The sequence below is a fragment of the Leifsonia sp. KNZ12-8B genome (assembly GCF_056755495.1).
In genome coordinates this window covers 1-25852 of record NZ_JBPGXM010000001.1, presented here as the reverse complement: position 1 = coordinate 25852, position 25852 = coordinate 1, and the positions used below count along the sequence as shown (strand labels likewise).

The window sequence follows — 25852 nt, the reverse complement described above, 5'->3', positions numbered from 1 at the left end:
TCGGGTGTCATGATGAATAGCGACTTACTCCTGCATAAACATGCATTCGACACGAGGACCTCATGATCCAACTCGACTCCCCGCCCGCCCTGGCGGTCGACGATGCGGCACGGCTGCGCTGGCTCTCGGCCAAGGCGGAGATCGCCGCGGCGGACACCACGACCCGGAACGAGCTGCTCCACGCCTGGGCGAACGGCATCCGCCGCTCGGTCGTGACGATGATCGACCGTGCCCAGCTCGGCCACATCGGCGGCGACTTCTCCGTCGCCGACATCCTCACCGTGGCGTACCTCGCCGTGCTCGACATCGACCCCGCGGAGCCCGCCGCCGCCGGGCGCGACCGGTTCATCCTGTCGAAGGGGCACTGCTCGGCCGCGCTCTACTCGACCCTCGCCTCCTGCGGCTTCTTCGCCCCCGAGCGCCTCTCGTCGTTCATGGAGCCGCTGTCGCCGCTCAACGGCCACCCGAACCGCAACAAGGTGCCGGGCGTGGAGACCAACACGGGCCCGCTCGGGCACGGCCTTCCGGTCGGTGTCGGCGCGGCCATCGGGGCCAGGCTCAACGGCGACGGGAGCCGGGTGATCGTGGTCACCGGCGACGGCGAGCTGCAGGAGGGCTCCAACTGGGAGGCCTTCATGTCCGCCGCGCACTTCGGTCTCGACAACCTCACCGTCGTCGTCGACCGCAACCGGCTGCAACAGGGTGCGCGCACCGAGGACACCAACCGGCTCGACCCGCTCGACGAGAAGCTGGCGTCGTTCGGCTGGGAGGTCCGCGAGATCGACGGGCACGACTACGCGCAGCTGCTGACCGCCTTCGCCCCGTCCACCACGGGCAGACCCGTCGCCGTGATCGCGAACACGATCAAGGGCAAGGGTGTCTCATTCATCGAAGACCGGGTCGAATGGCATCACAAGGTGCCGTCGTCCGACCAGGTCGAGCAGGCCCTCGAGGAGCTGGCATGACCACCACGGAAGCCCCCGTCCAGACCTACGACAACCGCGTCGCCTTCGCCGAGGAGCTCATCGCGCTCGCGGAGCAGGACCCCCGCATCGTCGCCGTGTGCAACGACTCCGTGGGCTCCAGCAACCTCGGCGGGTTCCGCGAGCGGTTCCCCGACCGGCTGATCAACGTCGGGATCGCGGAGCAGAACATGGTCGGCGTCGGCGCAGGCCTGGCCAACGCCGGCCTGATCCCCTTCGTGTGCGGCGCGGGCCCCTTCCTCACCGGGCGGGCGCTCGAACAGGTGAAGGCCGACGTCGCCTACAGCCGGCTGCCGGTCATCCTCTGCGGGATGAGCCCGGGCGTCGCGTACGGGGAGCTCGGCCCGACCCACCACTCCATCGAGGACTACTCCTGGCTGCGCGCCCTCCCCGGCCTCGACATCGTCGTGCCCGCGGACCGGAGCCAGACCCGCGCGGCGATCCGCGGCGCCGCGGAGAACCCGCGGCCGACCTACATCCGCGTCGGCCGTTACAAGGTGCCGGACCTCCCCTCCGAGACCGAGACGCTGGACCGCGGCCGCTTCCAGGAGCTCCGCGACGGTGACGACGTCACCATCATCGCCGCGGGCACCATGGTCCCCCGGGCGCTCGCGGCGGCGGACCTCCTCGCAGCGGAGGGGACCTCGGCCCGGGTGCTCAACGCCGTGTATCTCGCTCCCCTCGACATCGACGCGGTCACGAGCGCCGCGCGGCAGACCCGCGCCATCGTCACCGTCGAGGAGGCGAACGTCGCCGGCGGCCTCGGAGCCGCCGTCGCGTCCGTCGTCGTCTCCGGAGCGGACCGTGTGCCGGTCGAGATCCTCGGCTTCCGCGAGTTCGCGCCGACGGGCAGCGCGTCGTTCCTCCTGGAGCGCGCCGGGCTCACCGCCCCTGACATCCACGCGGCCGCCCTGCGAGCATTGTCCCGATGACCAACGACCACGACGGGGTGATCCTCGCCGTCGACCAGGGGACCGGTTCGACGAAGGGGCTCGCCGTCGCCGCCTCCGGTGAGGTGGTCGCGACCGCATCCGTCCCGATCGGACAGTCCCACCCCGCACCGGGGCACGTCGAGCAGGACCCCATGGAGATCGCCCGGTCGGTGCGGTCCGTGCTGGCCGCCCTGCGGGCCCAGACCGATGCCCCGGTCGCGGGTGTCGCGCTCAGCACGCAGCGGGAGTCGGCGGTCGCGTGGGACACCCGGACCGGGACGCCGCTCAGCCCGGTGCTGGGATGGCAGGACCGCCGGACCAGCGACACGGCCGCGGCGCTCAACGCGTCGCTGGTCGGCCAGGAGATCCGGGACATCTCCGGACTGCCGGTCGATGCGATGTTCTCGGCGCTCAAGCTCTCCTGGATCCTCGACCGGATCGACCCGGATCGCCGCCGTGCCGAGGCGGGTGAGATCACGCTCGGCACGGTCGACGCGTGGCTGCTGCACGAGCTGACCGGAGAACGCCGGATCGAGCGCGGCAACGCAAGCCGCACGCAGCTCGTAGACGTCCGGACCGGCGACTGGAGCGAGCTCCTCCTCGAGGTGTTCGACATCCCGCGCGCCGCTCTGCCCGACATCGTGGACTCCGACGCGCAGAGCCGGCCCGTGGCCGATCCCGGGCTCGACGGGGCCGCGGTGAGGAGCGTCTTCGGCGATTCGCACGCCGCACTCTTCGGGCACGGCATCCGGAGCGAAGGCGCCGTGAAGGTCACGTACGGGACCGGCTCGTCGGTGATGGGTCTCAGCGACACGGTTCGGGAGGGCCCGCTGGCGAACACCATCGCCTGGTCGCGGTCCGGCACCCTCGCGCACGCGTTCGAGGGCAACATCCTCTCCACCGGCGGGACCCTCGTCTGGCTGGCCGAGCTTCTCGGAACGGACGTCGCCGAGCTGGTGCACCTCGCCGAGACCGCCTCTCCGGCGCCGCTCGACCTCGTCCCGGCCTTCGGAGGGCTCGGCGCTCCGTGGTGGGACGACCGGGCGGTCGGCCTCGTCAGCGGCCTGACTCTCGGCACGACCCGAGCCCAGCTCGCTCGCGCGGCCGTCGAGTCCGTCGCCCTTCAGATCGAGGACGTCCTCGCCGCGGCCGACCTGAGCGGCAGCACGCGCATCGCTGAGGTCCACGTCGACGGCGGCCCCGCAGAGAACGACGTCGTCATGCAGCTGCAGGCCGACCTCTCCGGCCGGACGATCATCCGGCCCCGGCACAGCGCCCTGTCCGCGCTCGGCACGGCCTGGCTCGCCGGCCAGAGCGCCGGGATCTGGGACGACGCCACCCCGCCCTGGGGCGACGACAGCTCGCGGTTCGAGCCGCGCAGCGTCTTCCGGGAGCGCTCCGCGCGGGGCGCCCGCTGGCGGTCCGCCGTCGAGCGGTCCCGGCTGCGCCCCACGACACCATCCGATCCCACCACCGACACTCCCCGGGAGAACTCATGAGCAACCAGCGATACGGCGCCGGCATCTGGCACTTCGCGACCTACGTGGACCGCTACGCCACCGACGGCTACGGCGAGCCCCGCACCATCCTCGAGGCCATCGACCTCGCCGGGCAGGTCGGCGACCTCGACGTCGTCGACCTGAACTACCCGTTCTTCGGGGGCGACTTCAGCAACGAGCAGATCAAGGACGCACTCGACCGGAACAGGCTCTCCGTCATCGGCATCACGCCCGAGATCTACACCCGCGTCTTCGCCAAGGGCTCGTTCACCAACCCCGACCCGGGCGTCCGCCGGCTCACGCACGAGCTCGTCACCGAGGCCGCGGACCAGGTGCGCGCGTTCGGCGCCGACTACGTGAAGCTGTGGCCGGGTCAGGACGGCTGGGACTACCCGTTCCAGGTCGACCACGGCGCCCTCTGGAAGGCGTCGCTCGACGGCGTCGGGCAGCTCGCGGCCGAGAACCCGGACCTGAAGTTCGTGATCGAGTACAAGCCGCGCGAGCCGCGCGTGCACATGAGCTTCGACTCGGTCGCCCGCACGCTGCTCGGCATCGAGCGGATCGGCCTGCCGAACGTCGGCATCCTGCTCGACTTCGGCCACGCGCTGTTCGGCGGCGAGTCGCCCGCCGACTCGGCCCAGCTCGCGATCGACTACGGCCGGCTGTTCGGCATGGACGTCAACGACAACCTCCGCTCGTGGGACGACGACATGATCGCCGGCACCGTGCACCCGGTCGAGCTGTTCGAGTTCTTCGTCACCCTGCGCAAGAACGGCTGGGAGGGCGTCTGGCAGCTCGACCAGTTCCCGTTCCGCGAGGACTCCGTCGCCGCCGCGAAGTCGGCGATCCGCTTCCTGAAGAAGGTCGAGCTCGGTCTCGACCGGCTCGACTTCGACGCGCTCGCCGAGGCGCAGTCGCGGCAGGACGCGGTCGCCGCGCTGGAGCTCGCGCAGAACGCCCTCTACGGCTGGTGACGAGCGAGAGCGTCCTCCCGCCCGCAGCTAGAGTTGGCGCCATGACCGATCCGGCCAGTCCCGCCTCCCCCGCACCGTTCGCCGACGAGCGGCTCTCGCTCGTCACCAAGGTGGCGAAGCTGTACCACGAGGCGGGACTGCGCCAGCCCGAGATCGCCGAGCGGCTCAACCTCTCGCAGTCCCGGGTGTCGCGGCTGCTCAAGCAGGCCACGGAGTCGGGGATCGTCCGCACGGTGGTGGTCTCCCCCGCCGGGCTCTACGCGGACATCGAGGAGGCCCTCACCGAGCGCTTCGGGCTGATCGACGCCGTCGTGGCCGAGCCGATCGCAGCGGACGACCTGTCGATGCTCGCCGCTCTCGGGTCGGCCGCCGCCACCTACCTCGAGAGCGCCCTCTCGACGGCGGAGCGGATCGGCATCTCCTCCTGGTCCCAGACGCTGCTGGCCACCGTGAACTCGATGGCCCCGATCGGCCCGGTCCGCGTCTCCCGCGAAGTCGTGCAGGTCCTCGGCGGCGTGGGCCGGCCCGACGTGCAGGTGCAGGCCAACCACCTCGCCGACCAGTTCGCACGCGTCACCGGAGCGACGCCGCGCTTCTTCCCCGCCCCCGGGATCGTGGGCTCGAAGGCCGCGCGCGACGCCCTCATGGACGACCGTTACCTGGGCTCCATGGCCGAGCAGTGGCGCGACCTCGACGTCCTCCTCGCCGGCATCGGCGCGCTCGAGCCCTCCACCTTGCTCGCCTCGTCGGGCAACGCCGTCGACGAGACCGAGACGGAGGCGCTCCACGCGGCCGGCGCCGTCGGCGACGTCTGCCTCCGCTTCTTCGACCAGGGCGGCGAGCTCGTCCGCACCGACCTGAACGACCGGGTGCTCGGCATCACCAGCGAGACGCTGCGCGCCATCCCCCGCCGCATCGGGATCGCCGGCGGCGAGCGCAAGCACGCGGCCATCCGGGGAGCGGTGCTCGGCGGCTGGATCAACATCCTCATCACCGACCGGGCGACGGCGCTGCAGCTGCTCGCCGACGGGTGAGCCGGGACGCGGATCCGCGCCGGTAAGGGAGAATCGACCGGTGGCATCGATGAGGGTAACGCTGACCGACGTGGCGAAGGCGGCCGGCGTCTCCGTCTCCACCGCCTCGCGTGCTCTCACCGGTCGGGGTGACCTGAAGCCGCACACGCGCAACCTGGTCCTGCGGACGGCGAGCGAGCTGGGCTACGACGCCGGACAGACGGCGAAGGGCCGCCCGACGACCCTCGACCTCCGGCTGATCGAGCTCGTCCTCGGCAGCTTCGACGACGCCTGGACCGACGCGATCGTGGCCGGCGCCCGTCAGGGCGCCTTCGATCACGGGTTCGATCTCGTGCTCACGCTGGAGCGCGACGACCCCGCCGACGACTGGCCGGCCCGGGTGGCACGCCGGCGGCCGTCCGGCGTGATCCTCGGGATCATCCGCCCGACGACCCGGCAGCTCGACGAGCTGGCTCTGGCCCGCATCCCGATCGTGCTCCTCGATCCGCAGTCCGATCCCCACGGGCAGCTGGCGAGCGTCGGCACCACCGACTGGCAGGGAGGCTATGATGCCGGCGTGCTGCTGGCCTCCACGGCCGTCCAGCGCTTCGCCGTGGTGTGCGGGACGCCCGCCTTCCGTTTCGGCAGGACCCGCGAGGAGGGATTCCGTTCCGCGATCGCCGATGCCCGCGGCGATGTCCCGATCAGCAGGATCGACTCCACGTGGTCGGACGCGGCGGTGACCCCCGAGCTGCGCCGCACGCTGACCGAGGCGAACACCCCGATCGGGGTCTTCGCCTGCAACGACGAGATGGCGCTCGCCGTGTGCCGGGCAGCTCGGGAGCTGCGGCTGCGGATCCCCCAGGACGTGAGCGTGGTCGGCTACAACGACGAGCCGCGGGCCGCCCTCGCCACGCCGGCGCTCACCTCCGTCAGCCAGCCGCTGGAGGCGATGGCCCAGCGGGCGGTGCAGTTGGTGAGCGAGCTGCGGGTCCGCGAGCAGGAGCACTTCGAGCGGATCGAGCTCGCGACCAGGCTCATCGTGCGCGAGTCAACGCTTCCGCCTCGACCTCGGGACTGAGGGCAGCTCCGTCGTCTGCTGCGTGCAGCGGGGAGTAGCGCACCGACCGGACGATCGTTCGGGCGTCGGCCGCGCCCAGCGCCAGCATGCGCCCGGTGAAACCGCCGGCGACCTCCGTGGAGAGGTACCGGCCGTCCAGTCGCGCCAGCGCGTGCACCCCCGCGTCGTCGCGGTAGCTCAGGACGATGTCATCCGGTCCGCCATGCCCGAATGGCGCCGGCGGCGAGCTCGCCGCCACGCTCGAGATGAGCAGAGAGACCGTGTGCGACCCCACCCTGGCTCTGCCCACCTCCGACGTCGTGTCGCCGATGCGGGCGGTCGCGGTGAGCTCCCCCTCCCGCCACTCCAGGCTGTACCAGTGGCGGTCGTCGATGCGGACCCGGAAGCGTCCGGAGTGCAGGAATCGCGCCTCGGCCAGCCAGCGCAGGTCCCGTACCCGGAAGCACAGCAACGCCGAGTCCGATCCGTCCCCGCCGTGCAGGCGGGCGCCGCCGGCGGGCACGGGTGCGACCACCGCAGCGGGGTCGCCTCCCGGGCTCACCCATGCCGGGGCGAGGACGGCAGCGGAGAAGTCCTCCACGAAGGAGGTGTCCACCTGCCCGACCGCATAACGGTTCTCGTCGAAGACCGGCCACCCGTCCACCCAATCGATGCCCGCCAGGAACGTCTCGCGGCCCAGCACGTGGAAGCCGGGGGTGGAGCCGCTCGGCCGGGCGCCCAGGTAGACGGCCGCCCAGCGCCCGTCCGGCGCCTGGACGAGATCGGCGTGGCCGACGTTCTGCACCGGATGCCCGCTGCTGCGATGCGTGAAGACCGGGTTCCAGGGGCACGGCTCGAACGGGCCAGCCGGCGAGCTGGACCGTGCGACCGTCACGCTGTGGCCTCGCTCGGTCCCCCCTTCGGCGAGCACCAGGTACCAGTGATCGCCGATGCGGTACAGGTGCGGGCCTTCGGGAGCGACCATCCCCGTCCCCTGCCAGACCGCGTAGTCCGGCCGCAGGAGTCGCCCGGTGCGCAGGTCGACGGGCGCCTGGCGGATGCCGCGCCCGCTGTCCTCGAAGTTCAGCGCGTTCCAGGTCAGGTAGCACGTCCCGTCGTCGTCCCAGCACAGGTCGGGATCGATGCCCACGGCCTCCGGGACGAAGACCGGATCGCTCCACCCGTCCGCAGGATCGGTGGTGCTCACGATCACCTGGCCGTGTTCGAAGTCGCTGACGTTGGTGGTGATGAACCAGAACCGCCCGCCGTGGTGGCGCAGCGTCGACCCGTAGATGCCGGTGGAGGGGCCTTCGACGCCCTGTACGAACTGGCTGCGACGATCCAGGATGTTGCCGACCTGTGTCCAGGCGAGCAGGTCGTCGCTGCGGAACAGGGGGGCGCCGGGGAAGTACTCGAAGCTGGAGTTCGCCAGGTAGTACTCGTCTCCGACTCGGCAGATCGTCGGGTCCGGGTAGAAGCCCGGAAGGATGGGGTGCATAGCCATAGAGCCTGAAGGGGACGGTCGCGCCCGTCCAGCCGGGAATCCGCTGTTGCGCAAAATGCGTCGGCCCGAGGGGGCCCGCGAACCTCAGTCCCTGCTCAGCCGTGTCACGGACCACGGCCGGACGACCAGCCAGAGCGCGAGCAGGGCGACGATCATCGCCGCCAGGACGACCATGCCCAGACTCGCGGCGCCCGCTCCCCCGAGCAGGCTCGGGAGCGGGGACACCACGCCTCCGATGATGGAGTTCGCGAATCCCGTGATCGCGGCCGCCGTTCCCGCACGACCTTCGTGATCCTTGAGGGTGAGGACGGAGACGCACGGATTGGCGAACCCGGAGGCCGAGACGAACACGAAGCTCGCGGCCGCGGCGCCCAGGAACGGTGCATGCACCAGGCCGAGCACCAGCAGCGCCGCACCGCTCAGGAGCATGACGGTGAGCCCGCCGGCCAGCATCCACGCCGGCTCCCACCATCGCATGAGCCGCGCCGAGAGCTGGGTCGCGCCCAGCAGCCCGAGCGCGTTGACGGCGAACACCACACCGAACCGCTGAGGGTCCAGGCCATAGCCGTCCTGAAAGATGAACGGCGACATCGACAGGTACGTGATCACGGAGGCGAACACCATCGCCGCGATGACGGCCACGCCGACGAAGACGCGGTCGGCCAGGATGACGCGCGCCCTGGCCAGCATCGTCACCCGCTCGCCGCCGCCGCGCCCGCGCGCCGGCAGCGTCTCGGGGACCGCCACCGCGCAGGCGATCACGATCGCGAGCCCGAAGGCGGCCAGCAGCCAGAACACCCCGCGCCACGACATCAGCAGGAGGAGCTGCGACCCCAGCACCGGGGCGACGATCGGCGCGAGGCCGCCGATCATCGCGATGGCTGCGAGCATGCGGACGAGGCGGTAGCCGCCGAACAGGTCGCGGATGATGGCCACCGTCACGACCGACCCGGCCGCAGCGCCGAGGCCCTGGCCGAAGCGCGCGGCCGACACGGTGGCGATGTCGGGCGCGAGCGCCACGGTGCAGCTCGCCAGCACGTGGAGGCTCGTCGCGAGCAGGAGCGGCACCCGTCGGCCGAGCGCGTCGCTCAGCGGGCCGACCAGGATCTGCCCGACGCCCATACCGACGGCCGTCGCCGTCAGGGTGAGCTGCACGCCCGCCTGCGAGGCGGAGAGGTCCCGTTGCACCTCCGGGAACGCCGGCAGGTAGAGGTCCATCGTGAAGGGACCGAGCATCGTCAGCGCCCCGAGCACCACGACCATGACCCACCGCCGGCGGGGATCGGCGCGTGAAGGGACCATAACGCCGGCTCGCCCGGCGGCCGGGGCCGGGCTCACCCGCGTCGGAGGAGGGTCATGACGACGCGTCATGCGCGGAGTCTCATGCGCCGGCGTCGGCGTAGAAGGCCCTCGAGGCCCCGTCAACCAGCCGGTCGGAGGTGATCGTGATGGCGTCGGCGAGTCGGAGGTCGTCGGACGACGCGCCGATGAGGACGTCGACGTCACCCGCCTCCACCCGCCACCGGAGCTCGGAGTCGAGGAGGGCCAGCTGACTCATCGCCAGCGAGAACGACACGTCGGCGCTCTCCCCCGGCTCCAACCGGACGCGGCGGAAACCCGCCAGCTCGAGGACCGGGCGGGACAGGGAGGCGTACCGGTCGCGGACGTAGAGCTGGACGACCTCGACGCCGGCCCGCTCCCCCGTGTTGGTGAGCGTGAACGCCACCTCGACCGATCCGGAGGGGTCGACCTCCCGCTGCGACAGGCGCAGCCCCGAGTACTCGAAGGCGGTATAGGTCAGCCCGTGCCCGAACGCGTAGCGCGGGGTGTGCGGCGCATCCACGTAGTCCGCGAAGCCGACGCTGGCGCCCTGGTGCCAGCCGGAGCCGTACGGGTGCGCGTAGTGGATCGGGACCTGGCCGGCGTTGCGGGCGACGCTGACCGGCAGGCGGCCGCTCGGGTTGTACGAGCCCGTCAGGACGTCGACGATCGCCTCCGCCCCGGACTCGGCCGGACTCCACGCCTCGATGATGGCGCTGAGGTGGGTGTCGGCCGCGTCGCTCGAGATCGGCCGGCCATCCAGGTGAACGCCGACCAGCGGGACGTCGAGGTCGGCCAGCGCGCGGATCAGCTCCTCCTGGCACGGCGGGAGGGTGATGTCGGTGGCGTCGATGCCCTCTCCCATGGAGGCGATGGAGGCGGTGCCGTGCTTCCCGCCGAGCGTCAGGAGGACCAGGTCGGCCTCTTTCGCGCGGGCGATGGCCTCCGCATGCCCGGAGGCGTCGGCGCCGGCGATCGGGTACCCGTATGACCAGGAGATCTCGGCTTCGGGCAACCGGGCGCGCAGCTCGTCGAGGAGGGTGCGGATGCCGGGCTTCTGCTGCTGCAGCAACGCCTCGTACTCGGGCCCGTCGGAGGCCTCGATGCTCGTTCCCGGAACGGTGGCGGCGACCGAGCGGTCGTCGTTCCGTCCCGTCAGGCCGGCCATCGACGTGTGCACCGCGAACTTGCCCTCGGCCATCGAGTAGTGGGTGTAACCGCCGAAGAAGAACCGTGCGCTCGCGGCGTGACAACCGATCACGGCGATCCTGCTGACGCTTCCGGCCAGCGGCAGCACGCCGTCGTTCCGCAGGAGCACGATCGACTCGCGTGCCGACTGCAGCGAGACCCTGCCGTCCGAGACCGCTGCGAAGCGCGCATCCCGCTCGGCGGCCTCGGGGGCGAACGGATGCTCGAACAGGCCCATCCGGAACTTCGTGGCGAGCACGGCCCTGACCGCGCGATCCAGGAGGGCGATGTCCGCGCGTCCCTCCGTGAACCGGTCGCGCAGCTCCGGGCCGAAGCCCTGCGGCACGTGCAGCTCGACGTCGACACCGGCGCGCAGCGCCGCGACTCCCGCCTCGGGGAGCGACGGGGCGACGTGCTGGACCTCGTGCAGGTTGCCGATGGCGCCGTAGTCCGAGACGACGAGGCCGCCGAAGCCCATCTGCTCCCGCAGCAGCGTCGTGAGCAGCCGAGCCGACGCGGAGACGGGCTGACCGGCGACGGAGTTGTACGACGGCATCATGCCGAGCAGCCCCGCCTCGGTGATGGCCGCCTGGAAGGGCTTGCCGTACACCTCCTGCAGCAGGCGGTCGGGGATGTCGCTGTGGGCGCCGTGGATGCCGCCCTCGGTGTGGTGCGACCCAATGAAGTGCTTGGCGACCGCCTCGGTGCGGCGGCCGTCGGCGTCGGCGCGCTGCAGCCCGCGCACGGCCGCGACGCCCAGAGCGGCGGCGAGGGTGGGGTCTTCGCCGTAGCTCTCACCGTGCCGTCCCATGCGCGGGTCGCGGGAGACGTCGAGGACCGGCGCGAGGGTGTGCGTGATCCCGAGCGCCCGCTCCTGGCGGCCGACGATCTCGGCGATCTCGCATTCCAGGTCGACGTCCCAGGCCGCGCCCCGCGCGAGTCCGGACGGGAAGCTCGTCGCTCCGGGCAGGTACGCGCCGCACATCCCCTCCATGTGGAAGATGGCGGGGATGCCCAGACGGGACCCTGCCATCGCCTCGCGCTGGACGCGGTGCTGGAAGGCGGTCACCTCGTCGAGGGTCCGCGCGGACCGCGCCTCCAGACAGGACACTTCGCCGATGCCGTGCGGGAACCGCTCGGCGAAGTCGGCCGTGTCGGTGATGTCGGCCGGGAAGTAGCAGGAGACCTGCGCCATCTTCTCGTCGAGGGTGAGCTCGGCGAGCAGCAGCTCGGCCCGCTCCGCAGGATCGAGACCGGGGTCGCTCCACGAGGACGTCGTGGTCGTGGCGATGCTCACGCGTAGTCCTCGATCCGCCACTCGTCGTGCCAGTCCAGGAAGGCGCCGTCGTCCGTGAAGCGGAAGGGGAGCCAGACGTAGTCCGCGATGGAGGTGTCGATCTCCGTCAGCTCCGGCCAGTCGCCGTCGACGTGGCCGCCCATCGGCCGGAAGCGGTCGGCGTGCATCCGCACGGCCGCCTCGCTCGTCTCCTCGTAGCGCGGCAGCCAGCGGTCGGCGAGCGCGATGTAGAGGTCCTCCTTGTGGGGATGTCTGAAGACGGAGCTGACCTGCGACTGGAACGACGTCCGGGAGGAGTCGGTGGGGTGCGGGTCGTTGAGCACGGTCCACGGGCCGTGATAGCTCGGCGCGGTCGCGACCTCCGACGGGTTGGGGTAGTAGCCGGTCGTCCCCGAGGTGATGAGGAAATGGCGCCCGCCACGCTCGAAGTAGGCCGGCGCCTCACGCACGTACGGAGGCTGGAGCCGCGGGAAGTGCGTGGAGTAGTACCCGGTGACGTCGGTGTAGTCGGGTGTGAGGTCGGCGCAGATCAGCTCGCTGTGCACGCGCTCGAAGTAGTAGTAGCCCTTGCCGTCGGTCGGGTCGATCACCAGATCGAAGTCGCCCGCGTTCATCCCGAGCGGTTTGATGTCGGCGCGGACGACGCTGTACGGACCCCGGATGTCGTCCGCGATCAGGACGGTCGAGCGCTGCCCCGTGGGCGACATGACCTTGATCCAGCAGACGAACTGCCCGGTGTCGGGATGACGCACGATGTGCGGCCGGTCCATGCTCATGGCCGGGTGGAGGGGCGAGGACTCGTCGTCCAGCACCGGCGGGATGATCAGCCCGAGGTCCGTCCAATTGTAGAGGTCGGTCGAGGAGTAGCAGCGCACACCCCAGTGCCAGATCCCGCTTCCGGGGGTCGTGCGCTCCTTGTTCTCGCCGTACCAGTAGAAGGTGCCGTCGACCTCGATGAGGGAGCCGCCGTGGGCCTGGATCCGGTTGCCGGCGGTATCGAGCCAGGGCCGCCCCGGCGTGATGGCGGTACGGGTGTCGTGGGTCATCGTGAGTTCCATCCACCGGCTCGGGCAGCGGCCGGTACGCCGCGCCGGACGGAACTGCCGGACTTCGTGGTTCGATGCCCTCGACACCGGGGTCGGCCGGCGGCGACGAGGCGCTTCCAGTATCCGGAGCCTGGCCGACGCCGTCCAACCGGCCGGGCGCTTTTGCGCAACGCCGGTGTCTCCGCGATCCCGCGTGGATGATTCGCGACAGCGAAAAACCCCCGGATCCGGTGTGAAATCGGGATCGCGGGGGCTTTTTCGTGGCGGTACCGGTGGGATTTGAACCCACGGTGGGCTTTCACCCACACAACTTTTCGAGAGTTGCACCTTCGGCCGCTCGGACACGGTACCGCGAACTATCGTAGACGATCGCGGCGAGCCTCGCCAATCGGCGGACGCCCAGCAGGCGCCCACGATCTGCACAGTCCGCGGCCGGGAGCCGCGGGGTACTGTGCAGCGCATGAGCGTTGTGAAGCGGGTGCTGGTCTCCACCGCGGCCACGGTCGCCGCCGCCACCGCGGGCGCGGCGGCGTGGAGTGCCGTCCAGCAGAAGCGCGCGTCCGTCGCGGCCGGCCGGGCCCGCCTCAACGAGACGCTTCCGGTGCACTCCAAGTGGTGGCGCGACCTGGCGAAGTCGGAGGGTGAGATCCTCTACGTCGCCATCGGTGACAGCGCCGCCCAGGGCATCGGCGCCTCCCAGCCGAAGAACAGCTATGTCGGCGTCATCGCGGACCACATCCGCTCGGCCACCGGCCGCTCCGTCCGCGTGGTGAACCTGTCGGTCTCAGGGGCGACGGTCGCGCTCGCCGTGGCCGACCAGCTCCCCCGCTTCGCGACCTACGCCCCCGACATCGTCACCGTCGCGATCGGCGCCAACGACATCGCCGCCTTTGACCCGATCACCTTCCGCGCGGGCATCCGCCGCGTCTTCGCCGCCATCCCCGACCACGCGATCGTCGCGGACCTGCCCGACTTCTACCTCCCCTGGAACGAGCGCAAGGTCGCTGTCGCCAACGCCATCCTCCGCGAGGAGGCCGCCGTCCGCGGCCTCACGGTCGTGCCGCTCCACGACACGATGAAGCGCCAGGGCATCCGCGGCATCCTCACCCAGTTCGCCGAGGACCTCTTCCACCCCAACGATCACGGCTACCGCGTCTGGGCCTCCGCCTTCCTCCCCGCCGTCGTCGAGCTGGCCCTGTCCCGCTTCCCCCGTCGCCCAGCGCTCCGGAGGGTGGAAGGCACGGGCCCCGGCACCGCCACCGGCACCGCCTCAGCGACCAGCGCGTCCACGGCTGCGAGCGCCGCGGTCACCACCGCCGTCCCGGCCGCCGGAGGCGCTGCCTCCGCAGGAAGCGACGGCTCCGCCGGCAGCGACGACGAAGCGGACTCGCCTCCCGCATCAGCGACCGCCTGAGCGCATCCGAGCGCACCCGCCGACCGCCTGAACGCATCCGAGCGCCCCCGCCGACCGCCTGGACGCACCCGAGCGCACCCGCGGACCACCCGAGCACACCCGCTGCCTGCCCGAGCCCTCCCGCAATCGTGGAGTGTGCGCGCTCCGACGCCCCCTTCACGCACCGCCTCACCGCATGGCGTCCTCCTGCTCGACCCCCTCTCCTCCGCCCGAGCCGGCTGCCACGTCCGAGCCCGCTGCCCCGCGCTTCTTTCCGGACCCCGGCGCGAGGTGCGACAGCACCCGTCCCCACGCGGGCACGACCACCAGGTGCCCGACGCCCGGCATCATCTCCTGGCGCGCGTTCGGCAGCTGCCGCTGGTACCAGGCGGCGTGCGCGTTCCCCGCGATCGGATCGCCCTGCCCGGCGATCACCAGCGTCTTCGCCCGGACGTCGGCCGGCTCGAATCCCCACGGCCGCGCCGTGTAGCTCAGGATGTCGGCCGCGACCCCGGTCGGACCCTGCCGGAATGCGTCCCTCAGCATCCGCGCCAGCCGGTCGCGGACACCCGGAAGCGCCAGAGCCCGCTCATCGACGGCGCTCACCCCCACCGCGTCGAACGGCATGTCCTCCGCGGCGTCCGCGGCCGTCACCGCGTCCGCCTGGCCCTGCAGCATCCGGGACAGCGTGCGGACGGCGTCGTCCGGCGGCAGTGCCGCCAGGCGTTCGACTTCCTCCTGCAGGTGTGGGGGGATCCACTGCACCGCGTCGTTCGGTGCCGGCGTCGCGATCACGGCGACCCGATCGACCAGCTCCGGATGACGCGCCGCCAGGGCGAGCGCGACCCGGCCGCCAGCGGACCACCCCGCTGCCCCCACCTGCCGCGGGCGATGGATGCCGAGCTGCCCCTCGGTCGTGTTCATCGCCCGCAGGTACTCCGCGATGTCGTCGGCCGCCTGGGCGATGCTGGGCCAGGTGCCGGGCGGCCACGGTTCGCTCGAGCCGTAGCCCGGGCGGTCGATCGCGATGATGTGGACGTCGCGGGTGGAGGAGACGTCGGGATCGGGATCGAACACCGATGAGCCGGGCGCAGGATGACAGAGCACGACGATCCGCTCGGCGTCCGGATCGCCGAGGGTCGTCACGCCCAGGCGGCGTCCGCTGCGGAGGGTGAAGGTCAGATTGGACATGGCGCCATTGTGCTCTCGCGGATTTGCGAGCAGAAGCGGCGATCTGTGATCGGTGGAGAAGTCGCGACGGGAGGCGGATGTGGAGAACCGGCGCGATGTTCTCCACAGTCGCCCGACGGCGCGACTTCTCCACGGATCGCCCGTCCCCGGCCGGGCGATGACGGTGGCCGCCCGTAGGGTGGAACCCGATCGAGGAGGTGCCATGCCGAAAGCCCAGACGAGCTTCCGCTGCACGGAATGCGGGGCGTCCGCCATCAAGTGGGCGGGGCGCTGCAGCGAGTGCCAGCAGTGGGGCACCCTCACCGAGGTCGGGGCGCCGACGGGCGTCCTGCGCGCGCTCAAGCCGGTCACCATCGACGCGTCCCGGGCCGCCCGGGCGATCACGGAGATCGGCGCCGACTCGGTCGCGCGCCGGCCGAGCGGCATCGGCGAGTTCGATCGGGTGCTCGGGGGTGGTGTCGTACCGGGCGCCGCCATCCTGTTGAGCGGAGAACCGGGCGTCGGCAAGTCGACGCTGCTCCTCGAGGTCGCCGCCCGGGCGGCGCGCGAGGGCACGCGCGTGCTCTATGTCAGCGCGGAGGAATCGGTCAACCAGGTGCGCATGCGGGCCGAGCGCACCGGCGCGATCCACGCCGAGCTGTATCTCGCGTCCGAGACCGACCTGGCCACCATCGTCGGGCAGATCGACGCCGTGCAGCCGGCGCTCGTCATCGTCGACTCGGTGCAGACCGTGTCGAGCAGCAACGGCGAGGGGCTCGCCGGAGGACCCAGTCAGGTGAGGGAGGTCGCCAGCACCCTCATCCGCGTGGCGAAGGAGCGGGACCTGCCCGTGCTGCTCGTGGGCCACGTGACCAAGGACGGGTCGATCGCCGGCCCGCGACTGCTGGAGCACCTGGTCGACGTCGTGTGCCAGTTCGAGGGCGACCGCCAGACCGCGCTGCGGTTCATACGGGCGCTCAAGAACCGGTTCGGCCCGACCGACGAGGTCGGCTGCTTCGAGATGGCCGGTGACGGCATCGTCGAGGTGCCCGACCCGAGCGGGCTCTTCCTGAGCCGGAGCTCCACCCCGGTCTCGGGCACCTGCGTCACCGTGGCGATGGAGGGGCGGCGTCCCCTCCCGGTCGAGGTCCAGGCCCTCGTCGTGGCGACGGCCGCTCCGAACCCGCGCCGGGTGACCAACGGCGTGGACGCGTCCCGCGTCGCCATGCTGCTCGCCGTGCTCGAGCGACGAGCGGGCATCAAGCTCGGCGACAAGGACGTGTACGTCTCGACGGTCGGCGGGGTGCGGCTCACCGAGCCGGGCGCCGATCTCGCCATCGCCCTCGCCGTGGCCTCCGCGGCGACCGACCGGGCGATTCCGCACACGCTGGCGGCGTTCGGTGAGATCAGCCTGGCCGGCGAGATCCGGCCGGTCAGCAGCGGCAAGCAGCGGGCGGCGGAGGCGGGGCGGCTGGGCTTCGCGACCCGGGTGGACGACAGGAGCGCGACGATCCGCGAGGCGCTACGGGTGGGGTTCGCTGCGGCCTCGTCCGAACGGGAGCGGGAGCTGGACGCGGCGTTCTGACGCGGCGTTGAAGCGGCGCTCTGGCGCGGCGTTCTGACGCGGCCGGTCAGCCGAGCTCAGCGCGAGGTCGGCTCACTGGAGGATCACTGGAGGATGAACTGCTTGGTGTCCGCCGAGGTGATGCCGGCGACCTCGGTCTGCAGGTGGTAGGAGGCGCCTCCTGCCGGCACCTGCTCACGGGCGGCCTGGCAGGTGGCGGGGTCGGAGCGGGTGCGATCCCAGGTGATCGGGGTCTGTGACGAGATGGTCTTGCCGGGCTGGAGGAGGACTTCGGCATCGACCTTGTCGGTCTGGCAGTCGGTGGACGTCCAGTAGACCTCGGAGCCGCTCGTGACGGTGAAGGACTGCTGGGCCGTTCCGGCGTCGATCTTGCAGGCGGCGGAGCCGGTGTTGGTGATGGCGACGGAGAGCTGCGGCAGCTCGCCGGCGGCATAGACGTCCTTGTCGGTGACGGCCTCGACCGTGACGTCGGACGGGTTGCAGATGTTGCCGCTGGCGGTCGTGCTCTCGGTCGGGATGCTGGTGGATTCGCCGCCGGAGCCGGACGCGGCGTCCGTCGATTCCGGGGCGGGAGAGGTGGAGGAGGTGGAGCCGGTCGGGGCAGAGGCAGGCTCGCCGTTCGAGGCGCCGGGGCGCACCACGATCAGGACGATGACCACGACCACGGCCAGCAGGCCGAGGAGGACGATGAGCCGGCGGCGCCAATAGACGCCGCTCGGCTGGGGGCCGACAGGATTCTTGAACGTCGACATCCCCGAAGAATAGCGGCGCCGGAGGCCGTCACCGGCGCAACGCGCTCAGAGGCGCTTCAACATGCGCGTGTTTCCCAGAGTGTTGGGCTTCACGCGGGCGAGGTCGAGGAACTCCGCGACGCCCTCGTCGTGCGACCGGACGAGTTCGGCGTAGAGGGCGGGGTCGACGGTCTCGGCGCCCATGTCCTCGAAGCCGTGACGCTGGAAGAAGGGAACCTCGAAGGTCAGACAGAAGAGCCGGCTGAGGCCCAGCTCGCGGGCGTCGTCCTCCAGCCGGGCGAGGAGGGCGTGGCCGACGCCGCGGCCGAGCCACTCCTCCGACACGGCCAGGGTGCGCACCTCGGCCAGGTCGCTCCACATCACGTGAAGGGCGCCGCAGCCGATGAGGTGGCCCTCGTCGTCCTCGGCGACCCGGAACTCCTGGACGGCCTCGTAGAGGGTGACGTTCTCCTTGCCCAGCAGGATGCGTCGCTGCACGAGCGGCTCCACGAGCTCCTGGATGCGCGCGACATCGCTGGTCCGCGCGCGGCGGATGTGGAAACCGGAACCTTCGCCACTCACCCCTCAACCCTACCGACACGCAGAAACCGCCGAGTCCGCAGAAAGTCTGCGTACTCGGCGGTTTCAGGTGGAGAAACTGCGTACTCGGCGGATCAGTCGCCCGAGGCGGCCAGGTCCGGCGTGGCCGGGCCGGTGCCGATGGCGGCGGTGGCGTTCACGCCGGCGCCGATCGGCTCCTTGCGGGCCGTGGTCGTGAACACGAACTCGCCGTCGGCGAAGTCGACGTGCACGTGGTCGCCGGCGTTCAGCTCGCCGTGGAGGATCTTCTCCGAGAGCCGGTCCTCGATCTCGTGCTGGACCGCGCGGCGCAGCGGGCGGGCGCCGAGCGTCGGGTCGAACCCGACCTCGATCAGCCGCTCCTTCGCCGGGACGGTCAGCTCGATGGTCATGTCGCGGTCGAGCAGGCGGGTCGACAGGCGCTTGATGAACAGGTCGACGATCTGCAGCAGCTCGGGCTTGCTGAGCTGCGGGAAGACGATGATCTCGTCGACACGGTTCAGGAACTCCGGCTTGAAGTTCTTCTTCAGCTCCTCGTAGACCTTGCCGCGCATCCGGTCGTAGCCGGTCTGCGTGTCGCCCTCGATCTGGAAGCCCACCGGGCCGCCCGAGATGTCCTTCGTGCCGAGGTTGGTGGTCATGATGATGACGGTGTTCTTGAAGTCGACCACGCGACCCTGGCCATCGGTCAGACGTCCCTCCTCCAGGATCTGGAGCAGCGAGTTGAAGATGTCCGGGTGCGCCTTCTCGATCTCGTCGAACAGGACCACGCTGAACGGCTTGCGGCGGACCTTCTCGGTGAGCTGGCCGCCCTCCTCGAAGCCGACGAACCCGGGAGGGGCGCCGAACAGGCGGGAGACCGTGTGCTTCTCGCCGTACTCCGACATGTCGAGCGAGATCATCGCCGACTCGTCGTCGAACAGGAACTCGGCGAGCGCCTTCGCCAGCTCCGTCTTACCGACACCGGTCGGGCCGGCGAAGATGAACGAGCCGGAGGGGCGCTTCGGGTCCTTGAGGCCGGCGCGGGTGCGGCGGATCGTCCGAGACAGGGCCGCGATGGCCTCCTCCTGGCCGATGACGCGCTCGTGCAGCGCCTTCTCCATGAAGACCAGGCGGGCCGACTCCTCCTCGGTGAGCTTGAACACCGGGATGCCGGTCGCCTGCGCGAGCACCTCGGCGATCAGGCCCTCGTCGACCTCGGCGGTCGTCTTGACGTCACCCGAGCGCCACTGCTTCTCGAGGCGCAGTCGCTCGCCGAGGAGGTTCTTCTCCTCGTCGCGCAGCGACGCGGCCTTCTCGAAGTCCTGCTCCTCGATCGCGGCCTCCTTCTGCGAGCGCACGGCCGAGATCTTGTCGTCGAACTCGCGCAGCTCCGGCGGAGCCGACAGGATCGACAGGCGCAGGCGGGCGCCGGCCTCGTCGATCAGGTCGATGGCCTTGTCCGGGAGGAAGCGGTCCTGGATGTAGCGGTCGGCGAGGTTGGCCGCCGCGACGATCGCGCCGTCGGTGATGGACACCTTGTGGTGCGCCTCGTAGCGGTCGCGCAGCCCCTTGAGGATGTTGATCGCGTGCGGGAGGGACGGCTCCGCCACCTGGATGGGCTGGAACCGGCGCTCGAGCGCGGCGTCCTTCTCGAAGTGCTTGCGGTACTCGTCGAGCGTGGTCGCGCCGATGGTCTGCAGCTCGCCGCGGGCCAGCAGCGGCTTGAGGATGCTGGCCGCGTCGATCGCGCCCTCTGCGGCACCCGCGCCGACGAGGGTGTGGATCTCGTCGATGAAGGTGATGATGTCGCCGCGGGTGCGGATCTCCTTCGTGACCTTCTTGAGGCGCTCCTCGAAGTCGCCGCGGTAGCGGGAGCCGGCGATGAGCGAGCCGAGGTCGAGCGTGTAGAGCTGCTTGTCCTTCAGCGTCTCGGGCACGTCGCCGCGCACGATCGCCTGGGCGAGACCCTCGACGACGGCGGTCTTGCCGACGCCGGGCTCGCCGATCAGCACGGGGTTGTTCTTGGAGCGGCGCGACAGGATCTGCATGACGCGCTCGATCTCCTTCTCGCGCCCGATCACGGGGTCGAGCTTGTTGTCGCGAGCGGCCTGCGTGAGGTTGCGACCGAACTGGTCGAGGATCTGGCTACCGGCCTGCGCGGTCGTCTGATCGTTCCCGCCGACCTGCACCTGCTCCTTGCCCTGGTATCCGCTGAGGAGCTGGATGACCTGCTGGCGCACGCGGTTCAGGTCCGCGCCGAGCTTGACGAGCACCTGGGCGGCGACGCCCTCGCCCTCGCGGATGAGACCGAGCAGGATGTGCTCGGTGCCGATGTAGTTGTGGCCGAGCTGGAGGGCCTCGCGCAGCGACAGCTCCAGCACCTTCTTGGCGCGCGGGGTGAACGGGATGTGCCCGGTCGGCTGCTGCTGGCCCTGGCCGATGATGTCCTGGACCTGCTCGCGCACCGCATCGAGCGAGATGCCGAGCGACTCGAGCGCCTTCGCTGCGACGCCCTCCCCCTCGTGGATCAGGCCGAGCAGGATGTGCTCCGTCCCGATGTAGTTGTGGTTGAGCATCTTGGCCTCTTCTTGGGCCAGGACGACGACGCGGCGGGCTCGGTCGGTGAATCTCTCGAACATGTCTACTCCTCGTCGACGCCGATGCAGGGGTTGGCGTCGATACAAAGAGAGTAACCACCGCTCCCCGCCGGGACCGCCCCTGTTCGCCGTGGGCGTGACGGTGTTCGGCGGCCTCTCAGCCGAGGCGGGCGGGAAGCGTCAGGGTCGCGTCCGGGAGCACGATCGAGACGTCGGAGCCGTCCGAGACGCCCTCCGGCGTGTCGAAGACGGTGGTGTGCGGCACGTAGTCGTGGGTGCAGACGCCGCCGGGCGCCGGGGCCAGGGTCGCCTTGAGCTGGTTGTCGCCGGTGACCGCGATCGACTGGACCTTCGGCGGGCAGGTCGAGCTGCCGTAGAGCACGATGCCGAACCGGTCGGCGTCGGGCAGCCAGGCGGCCCAGGAGGCGCCTCCTGCGCTGCTCGGCGGAGCCTGCACTCCCTTGGGCTCGCCGTTGTAGTCCTCGACCGGCTTCTTCTGCGGGCCGCCTCCGGAGCACCCGGCGAGCGCGACGATGGTCAGCGCGGCGAGGGCGACCGCGGCACCCGAACGGGCGGCGGCGGGGCGGGCGATCATCGAGGGCACGCGACCATTCTAGGAAGCCGATCTAGGATGCCCCTATGAGCAACCTGGAGCGGGATCCCGCCGAGGTCACGGCCGGCACCGACACGGTGGTCGCCGACCGCGGCGTCGAGCTGCTGGAGCCGCGCGAGGTGCCGCTGGGCGGCCCGCGCGCGATGACCGTGCGGCGGACCCTCCCCCAGCGTGCGCGGTCTCTCATCGGCGGCTGGTGCTTCATCGACCACTACGGCCCCGACGACGTGGCGGAGACGGGTGGGATGCGCGTCCCGCCGCACCCGCACACCGGCCTGCAGACCGTGAGCTGGCTCTTCGAGGGCGAGGTCGAGCACCGCGACAGCGTCGGCAGCCACGCGCTCGTCCGCCCGGGCGAGCTGAATCTCATGACCGCCGGGCACGGCATCAGCCACTCGGAGGTGTCGACCCCGGAGACGACCCGCCTGCACGGCGTGCAGCTCTGGACGGCGCTGCCCGCGGCCTCCCGCGACGTCGCCCCCTTCTTCGAGCACCACGAGCCGGTGCCCGCGCTGCTCGGCGACGCGACCGTGCGCACCTTCGTCGGCTCGCTCGCCGGCAGCGGCACCGACGCGACGGTGTTCTCGCCGCTGGTCGGGGCCGAGCTGCTGCTGCCTCCGGGAGGGCGGGTGGAGGTGCCCCTCGACCCGTCGTTCGAGCACGGCGTGCTGGTGGATGCGGGTGACGTGACGGTCGCGGGGGTCGCCACGCCCGTCGCCCACCTGGCGTACCTGTGCCCCGGTCGCGATTCCGTCGTGCTGGAGTCCGGCGCCGCGGGCCCCGCGCGGCTGGTGCTGCTCGGCGGCGAGCCGCTCGGCGAGCAGATCGTCATGTGGTGGAACTTCATCGGCCGCAGCCACGAGGAGGTGGTCGCCGCGCGCGCCGAGTGGCAGCGGGACGTGATCGACGCGGAGGATCCGGAGGGTCGCTTCGGCACGGTCGGCGGGTACGACGGCGGCGCGCTGCCCGCCCCGGCCCTCCCGACGGTGCGCCTGAAGCCCCGCGGCTGACACCGCAGCTGCTGACACCGCCGCCGCGGGCGCTACTGCAGGGCCGATGTCAGCCGCGCGAGGTTGTCGAGCACGGTCGAGCGCAGCGGCTGGCGCATCCACTCGTCGAGGGTGAGCTCGCGGCTGCTCTCGCGGTAGCCGTCCTCGACGCGGCGCAGCTGCTCGACGAACGAGCGCCCGCGGACCATGAGCACGACCTCCATGTTCAGCTGGAACGAGCGCATGTCCATGTTGCTCGACCCGATCACCGCGACGTCGTCGTCGATCGTGAAGTGCTTGGCGTGGAGGATGTACGGCGCCTTGTACATGTAGATCCGCACGCCCGCGCGCAGCAGCGCCTCGTAGTACGACCGCTGCGCATGGTAGACCAGCGCCTGGTCGCCGATCTCGGAGACGAACAGGTCGACGGCGATGCCGCGCTGCGTCGCCGTGGTGATCGCGGTGAGCATCGCCTCGTCCGGGACGAAGTACGGCGACGTGATGACGATGCGCTCCTGCGCGTAGTAGAGCAGCGCGAGGAAGAGCCTGAGGTTGTTCTCGCCAGCGAATCCCGGGCCGGACGGCACGACCTGCATGTCCAGCTCGTCCTCGGCCGGCTCGTCGGTGATCGGCTCGGTCTCGCGGCGCAGCAGCTCGTCCGTCTCGCTGTACCAGTCGGTGATGAAGATCGCGTTGAGACCGGCGACGATGGGCCCCTCGAGCCGGACGATGAGCTCCTTCCATTTGAGCCCGCGCCTGATGTTCGACCTCTTGTTGTAGCTGCGGTCGATCACGTTCTGCGAGCCCATGAACGCCACCCGGCCGTCCACGATGAGCAGCTTGCGGTGGTTGCGCAGGTCGGGCCGCTGGTACTTGCCGCGCAGCGGCTGCACCGGCAGCATCAGCTGCCACTTCGCACCCATCGCGGTCAGTCGGCGGATCGTCCGCTTGTAGTCGGGCGTGCGGAGGGACGCGATGTGGTCGAGCAGGACGCGCACGGTCACGCCGCGCTGCACCGCCTCCTCCATCGCGTCGAAGAACGCGGCGGTGGTCTTGTCGAGCGTGAGGATGTAGAACTCGACGTGCACGTACCGCTTCGCCCGGCGGATCTCCTCGGTCATCGCCGCGAGCGAGGCGTCGTAGTCGCCGTTCAGGCTCGCCCGGTTGCCGCCGACGAGGGGCATGGCGCCGAGGTTGCGGTTGAGCTCGACCACGCCCTCCAGCCACGGCGGCCAGGGGTGGTCGCGGCGCACGCGCTCGATGCCCTCGGTGCTCTGGATGATGAACTCGTTGATCTGCGTCTGCTTCTCGCGCCGCCGCTTCGGCAGCTTGTAACTGCCGATCAGCAGGAAGAACAGCACGCCGATGTACGGGATGAGGAAGATCGCGAGCAGCCAGGCGGTCGCCGAGGTGGGCTTGCGGTTGCGGGGGACGACGATGATGGCGACGATGCGGATGACGAAGTCGAGCAGCAGCAGGAGCACGACGATCGCCGTGGTCAGGAAACCCGCGTCCACCCCGCTCCCCTCCGTCGCGTGCGCGACCTCGTCCAGAGGAGCGTCAGCACCCTCCCAGGGATACCGTAGCGGAGTGCGGCGGGACTACGGCTTGGGCGCGAGGCCGCGCCGGGCCCGCTCCTCGGCCTCCAGCCGGGCGTAGGCGGAGCGCTCGTTGCGGTCGGCGCGCACGATCAGGCGCATGATCAGCCAGAACAGCAGCCCGACCAGCACGGTCGGCGCGAGCGCCCAGACGATTCCGCTGATGACCTCACCCATGATGCGGCCATCGTACCGTGTGCGCCTGGGAGGGGCGCCGGGCACCTCCCAGGCCCGCGCTCACTTGACCAGCGGGAACAGGATGGTCTCGCGGATACCCAGGCCGGTGAGCGCCATGAGCAGGCGGTCGATGCCCATCCCCATGCCGCCGGTCGGGGGCATCCCGAACTCGAGCGCGCGGAGGAACTCCTCGTCGAGGCGCATCGCCTCGTTGTCGCCCGCGGCGGCCAGGCGGGCCTGCTCGACGAAGCGCTCGCGCTGCACGACCGGGTCGACCAGCTCGGAGTAGCCGGTCGCCAGCTCGAAGCCGCGCGTGTAGAGGTCCCACTTCTCGACGACGCCCTCGCGCGAGCGGTGGGCGCGCACGAGCGGGCTCGTGTCCACGGGGAAGTCCATGACGAAGGTCGGGCGCACGAGGTCGGCCTTCACGTGGTGCTCCCACAGCTCCTCGACGTACTTGCCGGCGAGGGGGTGCTCGATCTCGATGCCCGCGTCGGCGGCCAGCTCGCGCAGCCGCTCGATCGGGGTCTCGGGGGTGACCTCCTCGCCGATCGCGTCGGAGAGGCTGTCGTACATCCGGATGCGGTCCCACTCGCCGCCGAGGTCGTACTCGGTGCCGTCGGCCCAGGTCACGGTGTGCGAGCCGGAGACCGCCTGGGCGGCGTTCTGGATCAGGGTCTGGGTCAGGTCGGCGATGGAGTTGTAGTCGCCGTAGGCCTCGTACGCCTCCAGCATCGCGAACTCCGGCGAGTGCGTGGAGTCGGCGCCCTCGTTGCGGAAGTTGCGGTTGATCTCGAAGACCCGGTCGATGCCGCCCACCACGGCGCGCTTGAGGTACAGCTCCGGCGCGATGCGCAGGTACAGCTCGGTGTCGAACGCGTTGGAGTGCGTGACGAACGGGCGGGCGGAGGCGCCGCCGTGGATCACCTGCAGCATCGGCGTCTCCACCTCGGTGAAGCCGCGGTCGGCGAAGGTCGTCCGCAGGCTCGCGACCGCCTTCGCGCGGTCGAGCACGGTCTTGCGGGCCTGCTCGCGCGAGATCAGGTCGAGGTACCGCGAGCGCACCCGCGTCTCCTCGCTCAGCTCGTTGTGGAGGTTCGGGAGGGGCAGCAGCGCCTTGGCCGCGATCTCCCACGCGTCCGCCATCACCGACAGCTCGCCGCGGCGGCTGGAGATGACCTCGCCGGAGACGAAGAGGTGGTCACCGAGGTCGACCAGCTCCTTCCAGCGCGCCAGCGACTCCTCGCCGACCGCGGCCAGCGACACCATCACCTGGATGCGCGAGCCGTCGCCCGACTGCAGCACCGCGAAGCACAGCTTGCCGGTGTTGCGGAGGTGCACGACGCGGCCGGCGATGCCGACCCGCTCACCGCTCTGCTCGTCGGCGGCCAGGTGGCCCCACTGCTCGCGGACGGCCGGGATGGTCGTCGTGACCGGCACCTGCACGGGGTAGGCGCCGCCTCCTGCGTCCTGCGCCTCGGCGATCAGCCGCTCGCGCTTGCCGAGCCGGACGGCCTTCTGCTCGCTGATCTCGGCGTCGGAGAGCTCGGTCGCGGGGGCGTGCGCGTCGGTCATGTCTGGTCCGTTTCGGTGCTGCGGCGGTGGGAGGCGGGGCGTGGTGG

Annotated in this window: 21 protein-coding genes and 1 tRNA gene; 9 read left to right on the top strand and 13 right to left on the bottom strand. The window is 71.0% G+C overall.

Translation table 11 applies throughout. The features are described 5' to 3' along the window. The first annotated feature begins 62 nt into the window (after positions 1 to 62). The 6 genes from ACR9ZG_RS00110 to ACR9ZG_RS00085 are packed head-to-tail and all read left to right on the top strand — an operon-like array spanning position 63 to position 6482. Positions 63 to 965 (top strand): transketolase, encoded by a 903-nt coding sequence (locus ACR9ZG_RS00110; protein WP_481282781.1) that lies wholly within the window; start codon positions 63 to 65, stop codon positions 963 to 965. Further along, on the top strand, positions 962 to 1915 hold the full coding sequence (locus ACR9ZG_RS00105) for a transketolase family protein (protein ID WP_481282780.1): 954 nt from the start codon (positions 962 to 964) through the stop codon (positions 1913 to 1915). Before ACR9ZG_RS00110 ends, ACR9ZG_RS00105 begins: the two co-directional genes overlap by 4 nt. Beyond that, positions 1912 to 3414, top strand: coding sequence for an FGGY family carbohydrate kinase (locus tag ACR9ZG_RS00100; RefSeq protein ID WP_481282779.1), 1503 nt, complete (start codon positions 1912 to 1914; stop codon positions 3412 to 3414). The genes ACR9ZG_RS00105 and ACR9ZG_RS00100 overlap by 4 nt, the downstream gene beginning before the upstream one ends. Next, a complete protein-coding gene (locus ACR9ZG_RS00095; protein WP_481282778.1) occupies positions 3411 to 4388 on the top strand; it encodes a sugar phosphate isomerase/epimerase family protein in 978 nt (325 codons plus the stop codon). The genes ACR9ZG_RS00100 and ACR9ZG_RS00095 overlap by 4 nt, the downstream gene beginning before the upstream one ends. Before the next feature lie 41 nt (positions 4389 to 4429). Beyond that, positions 4430 to 5422: a sugar-binding transcriptional regulator gene (locus tag ACR9ZG_RS00090; RefSeq protein ID WP_481282777.1), complete on the top strand. Its 993-nt coding sequence runs from the start codon at positions 4430 to 4432 to the stop codon at positions 5420 to 5422. A 49-nt stretch (positions 5423 to 5471) separates the two neighbouring features. Then, entirely contained in the window at positions 5472 to 6482 is a 1011-nt protein-coding gene (locus tag ACR9ZG_RS00085; RefSeq protein WP_481282822.1) for a LacI family DNA-binding transcriptional regulator, read from the top strand. Here the strand turns inward: ACR9ZG_RS00085 and ACR9ZG_RS00080 are convergent. From ACR9ZG_RS00080 to ACR9ZG_RS00060, 5 genes are all read right to left on the bottom strand, one after another. Further along, positions 6439 to 7965, bottom strand: coding sequence for a glycoside hydrolase family 43 protein (locus ACR9ZG_RS00080; RefSeq protein ID WP_481282776.1), 1527 nt, complete (start codon positions 7963 to 7965; stop codon positions 6439 to 6441). The genes ACR9ZG_RS00085 and ACR9ZG_RS00080 overlap by 44 nt on opposite strands. Positions 7966 to 8049: 84 nt before the next feature. Next, positions 8050 to 9267, bottom strand: coding sequence for a multidrug effflux MFS transporter (locus ACR9ZG_RS00075; protein WP_481282775.1), 1218 nt, complete (start codon positions 9265 to 9267; stop codon positions 8050 to 8052). 79 nt (positions 9268 to 9346) lie between these two features. Then, positions 9347 to 11770: a glycoside hydrolase family 3 N-terminal domain-containing protein gene (locus tag ACR9ZG_RS00070; protein ID WP_481282774.1), complete on the bottom strand. Its 2424-nt coding sequence runs from the start codon at positions 11768 to 11770 to the stop codon at positions 9347 to 9349. Then, positions 11767 to 12816, bottom strand: coding sequence for a family 43 glycosylhydrolase (locus ACR9ZG_RS00065; RefSeq protein WP_481282773.1), 1050 nt, complete (start codon positions 12814 to 12816; stop codon positions 11767 to 11769). Before ACR9ZG_RS00065 ends, ACR9ZG_RS00070 begins: the two co-directional genes overlap by 4 nt. A gap of 261 nt (positions 12817 to 13077) precedes the next feature. Next, positions 13078 to 13167 (bottom strand) — tRNA-Ser (locus ACR9ZG_RS00060). 109 nt (positions 13168 to 13276) lie between these two features. Between ACR9ZG_RS00060 and ACR9ZG_RS00055 the strand changes: the two genes are divergently transcribed. Continuing rightward, positions 13277 to 14230 (top strand): SGNH/GDSL hydrolase family protein, encoded by a 954-nt coding sequence (locus ACR9ZG_RS00055; RefSeq protein WP_481282772.1) that lies wholly within the window; start codon positions 13277 to 13279, stop codon positions 14228 to 14230. Positions 14231 to 14398: 168 nt separating this feature from the next. On the opposite strand, the gene ACR9ZG_RS00050 is transcribed toward ACR9ZG_RS00055, so the two are convergent. Next, entirely contained in the window at positions 14399 to 15400 is a 1002-nt protein-coding gene (locus ACR9ZG_RS00050; protein WP_481282771.1) for an alpha/beta fold hydrolase, read from the bottom strand. Positions 15401 to 15602: 202 nt separating this feature from the next. On the opposite strand from ACR9ZG_RS00050, the gene radA reads away from it, so the two are divergent. Further along, positions 15603 to 16964 (top strand): DNA repair protein RadA, encoded by a 1362-nt coding sequence (gene radA, locus ACR9ZG_RS00045; protein ID WP_481282770.1) that lies wholly within the window; start codon positions 15603 to 15605, stop codon positions 16962 to 16964. 83 nt (positions 16965 to 17047) lie between these two features. Here the strand turns inward: radA and ACR9ZG_RS00040 are convergent, their stop codons facing one another. The 4 genes from ACR9ZG_RS00040 to ACR9ZG_RS00025 all read right to left on the bottom strand — a co-directional run bounded on the left by ACR9ZG_RS00040 (position 17048) and on the right by ACR9ZG_RS00025 (position 21448). Beyond that, the gene (locus tag ACR9ZG_RS00040; RefSeq protein WP_481282769.1) at positions 17048 to 17716 is read right to left on the bottom strand and encodes a hypothetical protein; all 669 of its coding nucleotides are present in this window, start codon (positions 17714 to 17716) and stop codon (positions 17048 to 17050) included. 45 nt (positions 17717 to 17761) lie between these two features. Further along, complete coding sequence (locus ACR9ZG_RS00035; protein WP_481282768.1) at positions 17762 to 18277, bottom strand: amino-acid N-acetyltransferase; 516 nt, start codon at positions 18275 to 18277, stop codon at positions 17762 to 17764. 92 nt (positions 18278 to 18369) lie between these two features. After that, positions 18370 to 20895, bottom strand: a complete 2526-nt coding sequence (locus tag ACR9ZG_RS00030; RefSeq protein WP_481282767.1) for an ATP-dependent Clp protease ATP-binding subunit — start codon at positions 20893 to 20895, stop codon at positions 18370 to 18372. 115 nt (positions 20896 to 21010) lie between these two features. Continuing rightward, positions 21011 to 21448: a hypothetical protein gene (locus tag ACR9ZG_RS00025; RefSeq protein WP_481282821.1), complete on the bottom strand. Its 438-nt coding sequence runs from the start codon at positions 21446 to 21448 to the stop codon at positions 21011 to 21013. Positions 21449 to 21492: 44 nt separating this feature from the next. Between ACR9ZG_RS00025 and ACR9ZG_RS00020 the strand changes: the two genes are divergently transcribed. Continuing rightward, positions 21493 to 22476, top strand: coding sequence for a pirin family protein (locus ACR9ZG_RS00020; RefSeq protein ID WP_481282766.1), 984 nt, complete (start codon positions 21493 to 21495; stop codon positions 22474 to 22476). Between the two features lie 32 nt (positions 22477 to 22508). On the opposite strand, the gene cls is transcribed toward ACR9ZG_RS00020, so the two are convergent. The 3 genes from cls to lysS form a co-directional block, all read right to left on the bottom strand. Next, positions 22509 to 23972 (bottom strand): cardiolipin synthase, encoded by a 1464-nt coding sequence (gene cls, locus ACR9ZG_RS00015; RefSeq protein WP_481282765.1) that lies wholly within the window; start codon positions 23970 to 23972, stop codon positions 22509 to 22511. A gap of 84 nt (positions 23973 to 24056) precedes the next feature. Then, positions 24057 to 24230, bottom strand: a complete 174-nt coding sequence (locus ACR9ZG_RS00010) for a hypothetical protein (protein WP_481282764.1) — start codon at positions 24228 to 24230, stop codon at positions 24057 to 24059. Between the two features lie 60 nt (positions 24231 to 24290). Beyond that, complete coding sequence (gene lysS, locus ACR9ZG_RS00005; protein WP_481282763.1) at positions 24291 to 25805, bottom strand: lysine--tRNA ligase; 1515 nt, start codon at positions 25803 to 25805, stop codon at positions 24291 to 24293. Positions 25806 to 25852 lie beyond the last annotated feature (47 nt).

Bases quoted from the DNA above. Each gene is read 5' to 3' on its own strand.
- ACR9ZG_RS00110 (WP_481282781.1), top strand. From the start codon at position 63: ATGATCCAACTCGACTCCCCGCCCGCCCTGGCGGTCGACGATGCGGCA.
- ACR9ZG_RS00105 (WP_481282780.1), top strand. From the start codon at position 962: ATGACCACCACGGAAGCCCCCGTCCAGACCTACGACAACCGCGTCGCC.
- ACR9ZG_RS00100 (WP_481282779.1), top strand. From the start codon at position 1,912: ATGACCAACGACCACGACGGGGTGATCCTCGCCGTCGACCAGGGGACC.
- ACR9ZG_RS00095 (WP_481282778.1), top strand. From the start codon at position 3,411: ATGAGCAACCAGCGATACGGCGCCGGCATCTGGCACTTCGCGACCTAC.
- ACR9ZG_RS00090 (WP_481282777.1), top strand. From the start codon at position 4,430: ATGACCGATCCGGCCAGTCCCGCCTCCCCCGCACCGTTCGCCGACGAG.
- ACR9ZG_RS00085 (WP_481282822.1), top strand. From the start codon at position 5,472: ATGAGGGTAACGCTGACCGACGTGGCGAAGGCGGCCGGCGTCTCCGTC.
- ACR9ZG_RS00080 (WP_481282776.1), bottom strand. From the start codon at position 7,965: ATGGCTATGCACCCCATCCTTCCGGGCTTCTACCCGGACCCGACGATC.
- ACR9ZG_RS00075 (WP_481282775.1), bottom strand. From the start codon at position 9,267: ATGGTCCCTTCACGCGCCGATCCCCGCCGGCGGTGGGTCATGGTCGTG.
- ACR9ZG_RS00065 (WP_481282773.1), bottom strand. From the start codon at position 12,816: ATGACCCACGACACCCGTACCGCCATCACGCCGGGGCGGCCCTGGCTC.
- ACR9ZG_RS00055 (WP_481282772.1), top strand. From the start codon at position 13,277: ATGAGCGTTGTGAAGCGGGTGCTGGTCTCCACCGCGGCCACGGTCGCC.
- ACR9ZG_RS00050 (WP_481282771.1), bottom strand. From the start codon at position 15,400: ATGTCCAATCTGACCTTCACCCTCCGCAGCGGACGCCGCCTGGGCGTG.
- radA (WP_481282770.1), top strand. From the start codon at position 15,603: ATGCCGAAAGCCCAGACGAGCTTCCGCTGCACGGAATGCGGGGCGTCC.
- ACR9ZG_RS00040 (WP_481282769.1), bottom strand. From the start codon at position 17,716: ATGTCGACGTTCAAGAATCCTGTCGGCCCCCAGCCGAGCGGCGTCTAT.
- ACR9ZG_RS00030 (WP_481282767.1), bottom strand. From the start codon at position 20,895: ATGTTCGAGAGATTCACCGACCGAGCCCGCCGCGTCGTCGTCCTGGCC.
- ACR9ZG_RS00025 (WP_481282821.1), bottom strand. From the start codon at position 21,448: ATGATCGCCCGCCCCGCCGCCGCCCGTTCGGGTGCCGCGGTCGCCCTC.
- ACR9ZG_RS00020 (WP_481282766.1), top strand. From the start codon at position 21,493: ATGAGCAACCTGGAGCGGGATCCCGCCGAGGTCACGGCCGGCACCGAC.
- ACR9ZG_RS00010 (WP_481282764.1), bottom strand. From the start codon at position 24,230: ATGGGTGAGGTCATCAGCGGAATCGTCTGGGCGCTCGCGCCGACCGTG.
- lysS (WP_481282763.1), bottom strand. From the start codon at position 25,805: ATGACCGACGCGCACGCCCCCGCGACCGAGCTCTCCGACGCCGAGATC.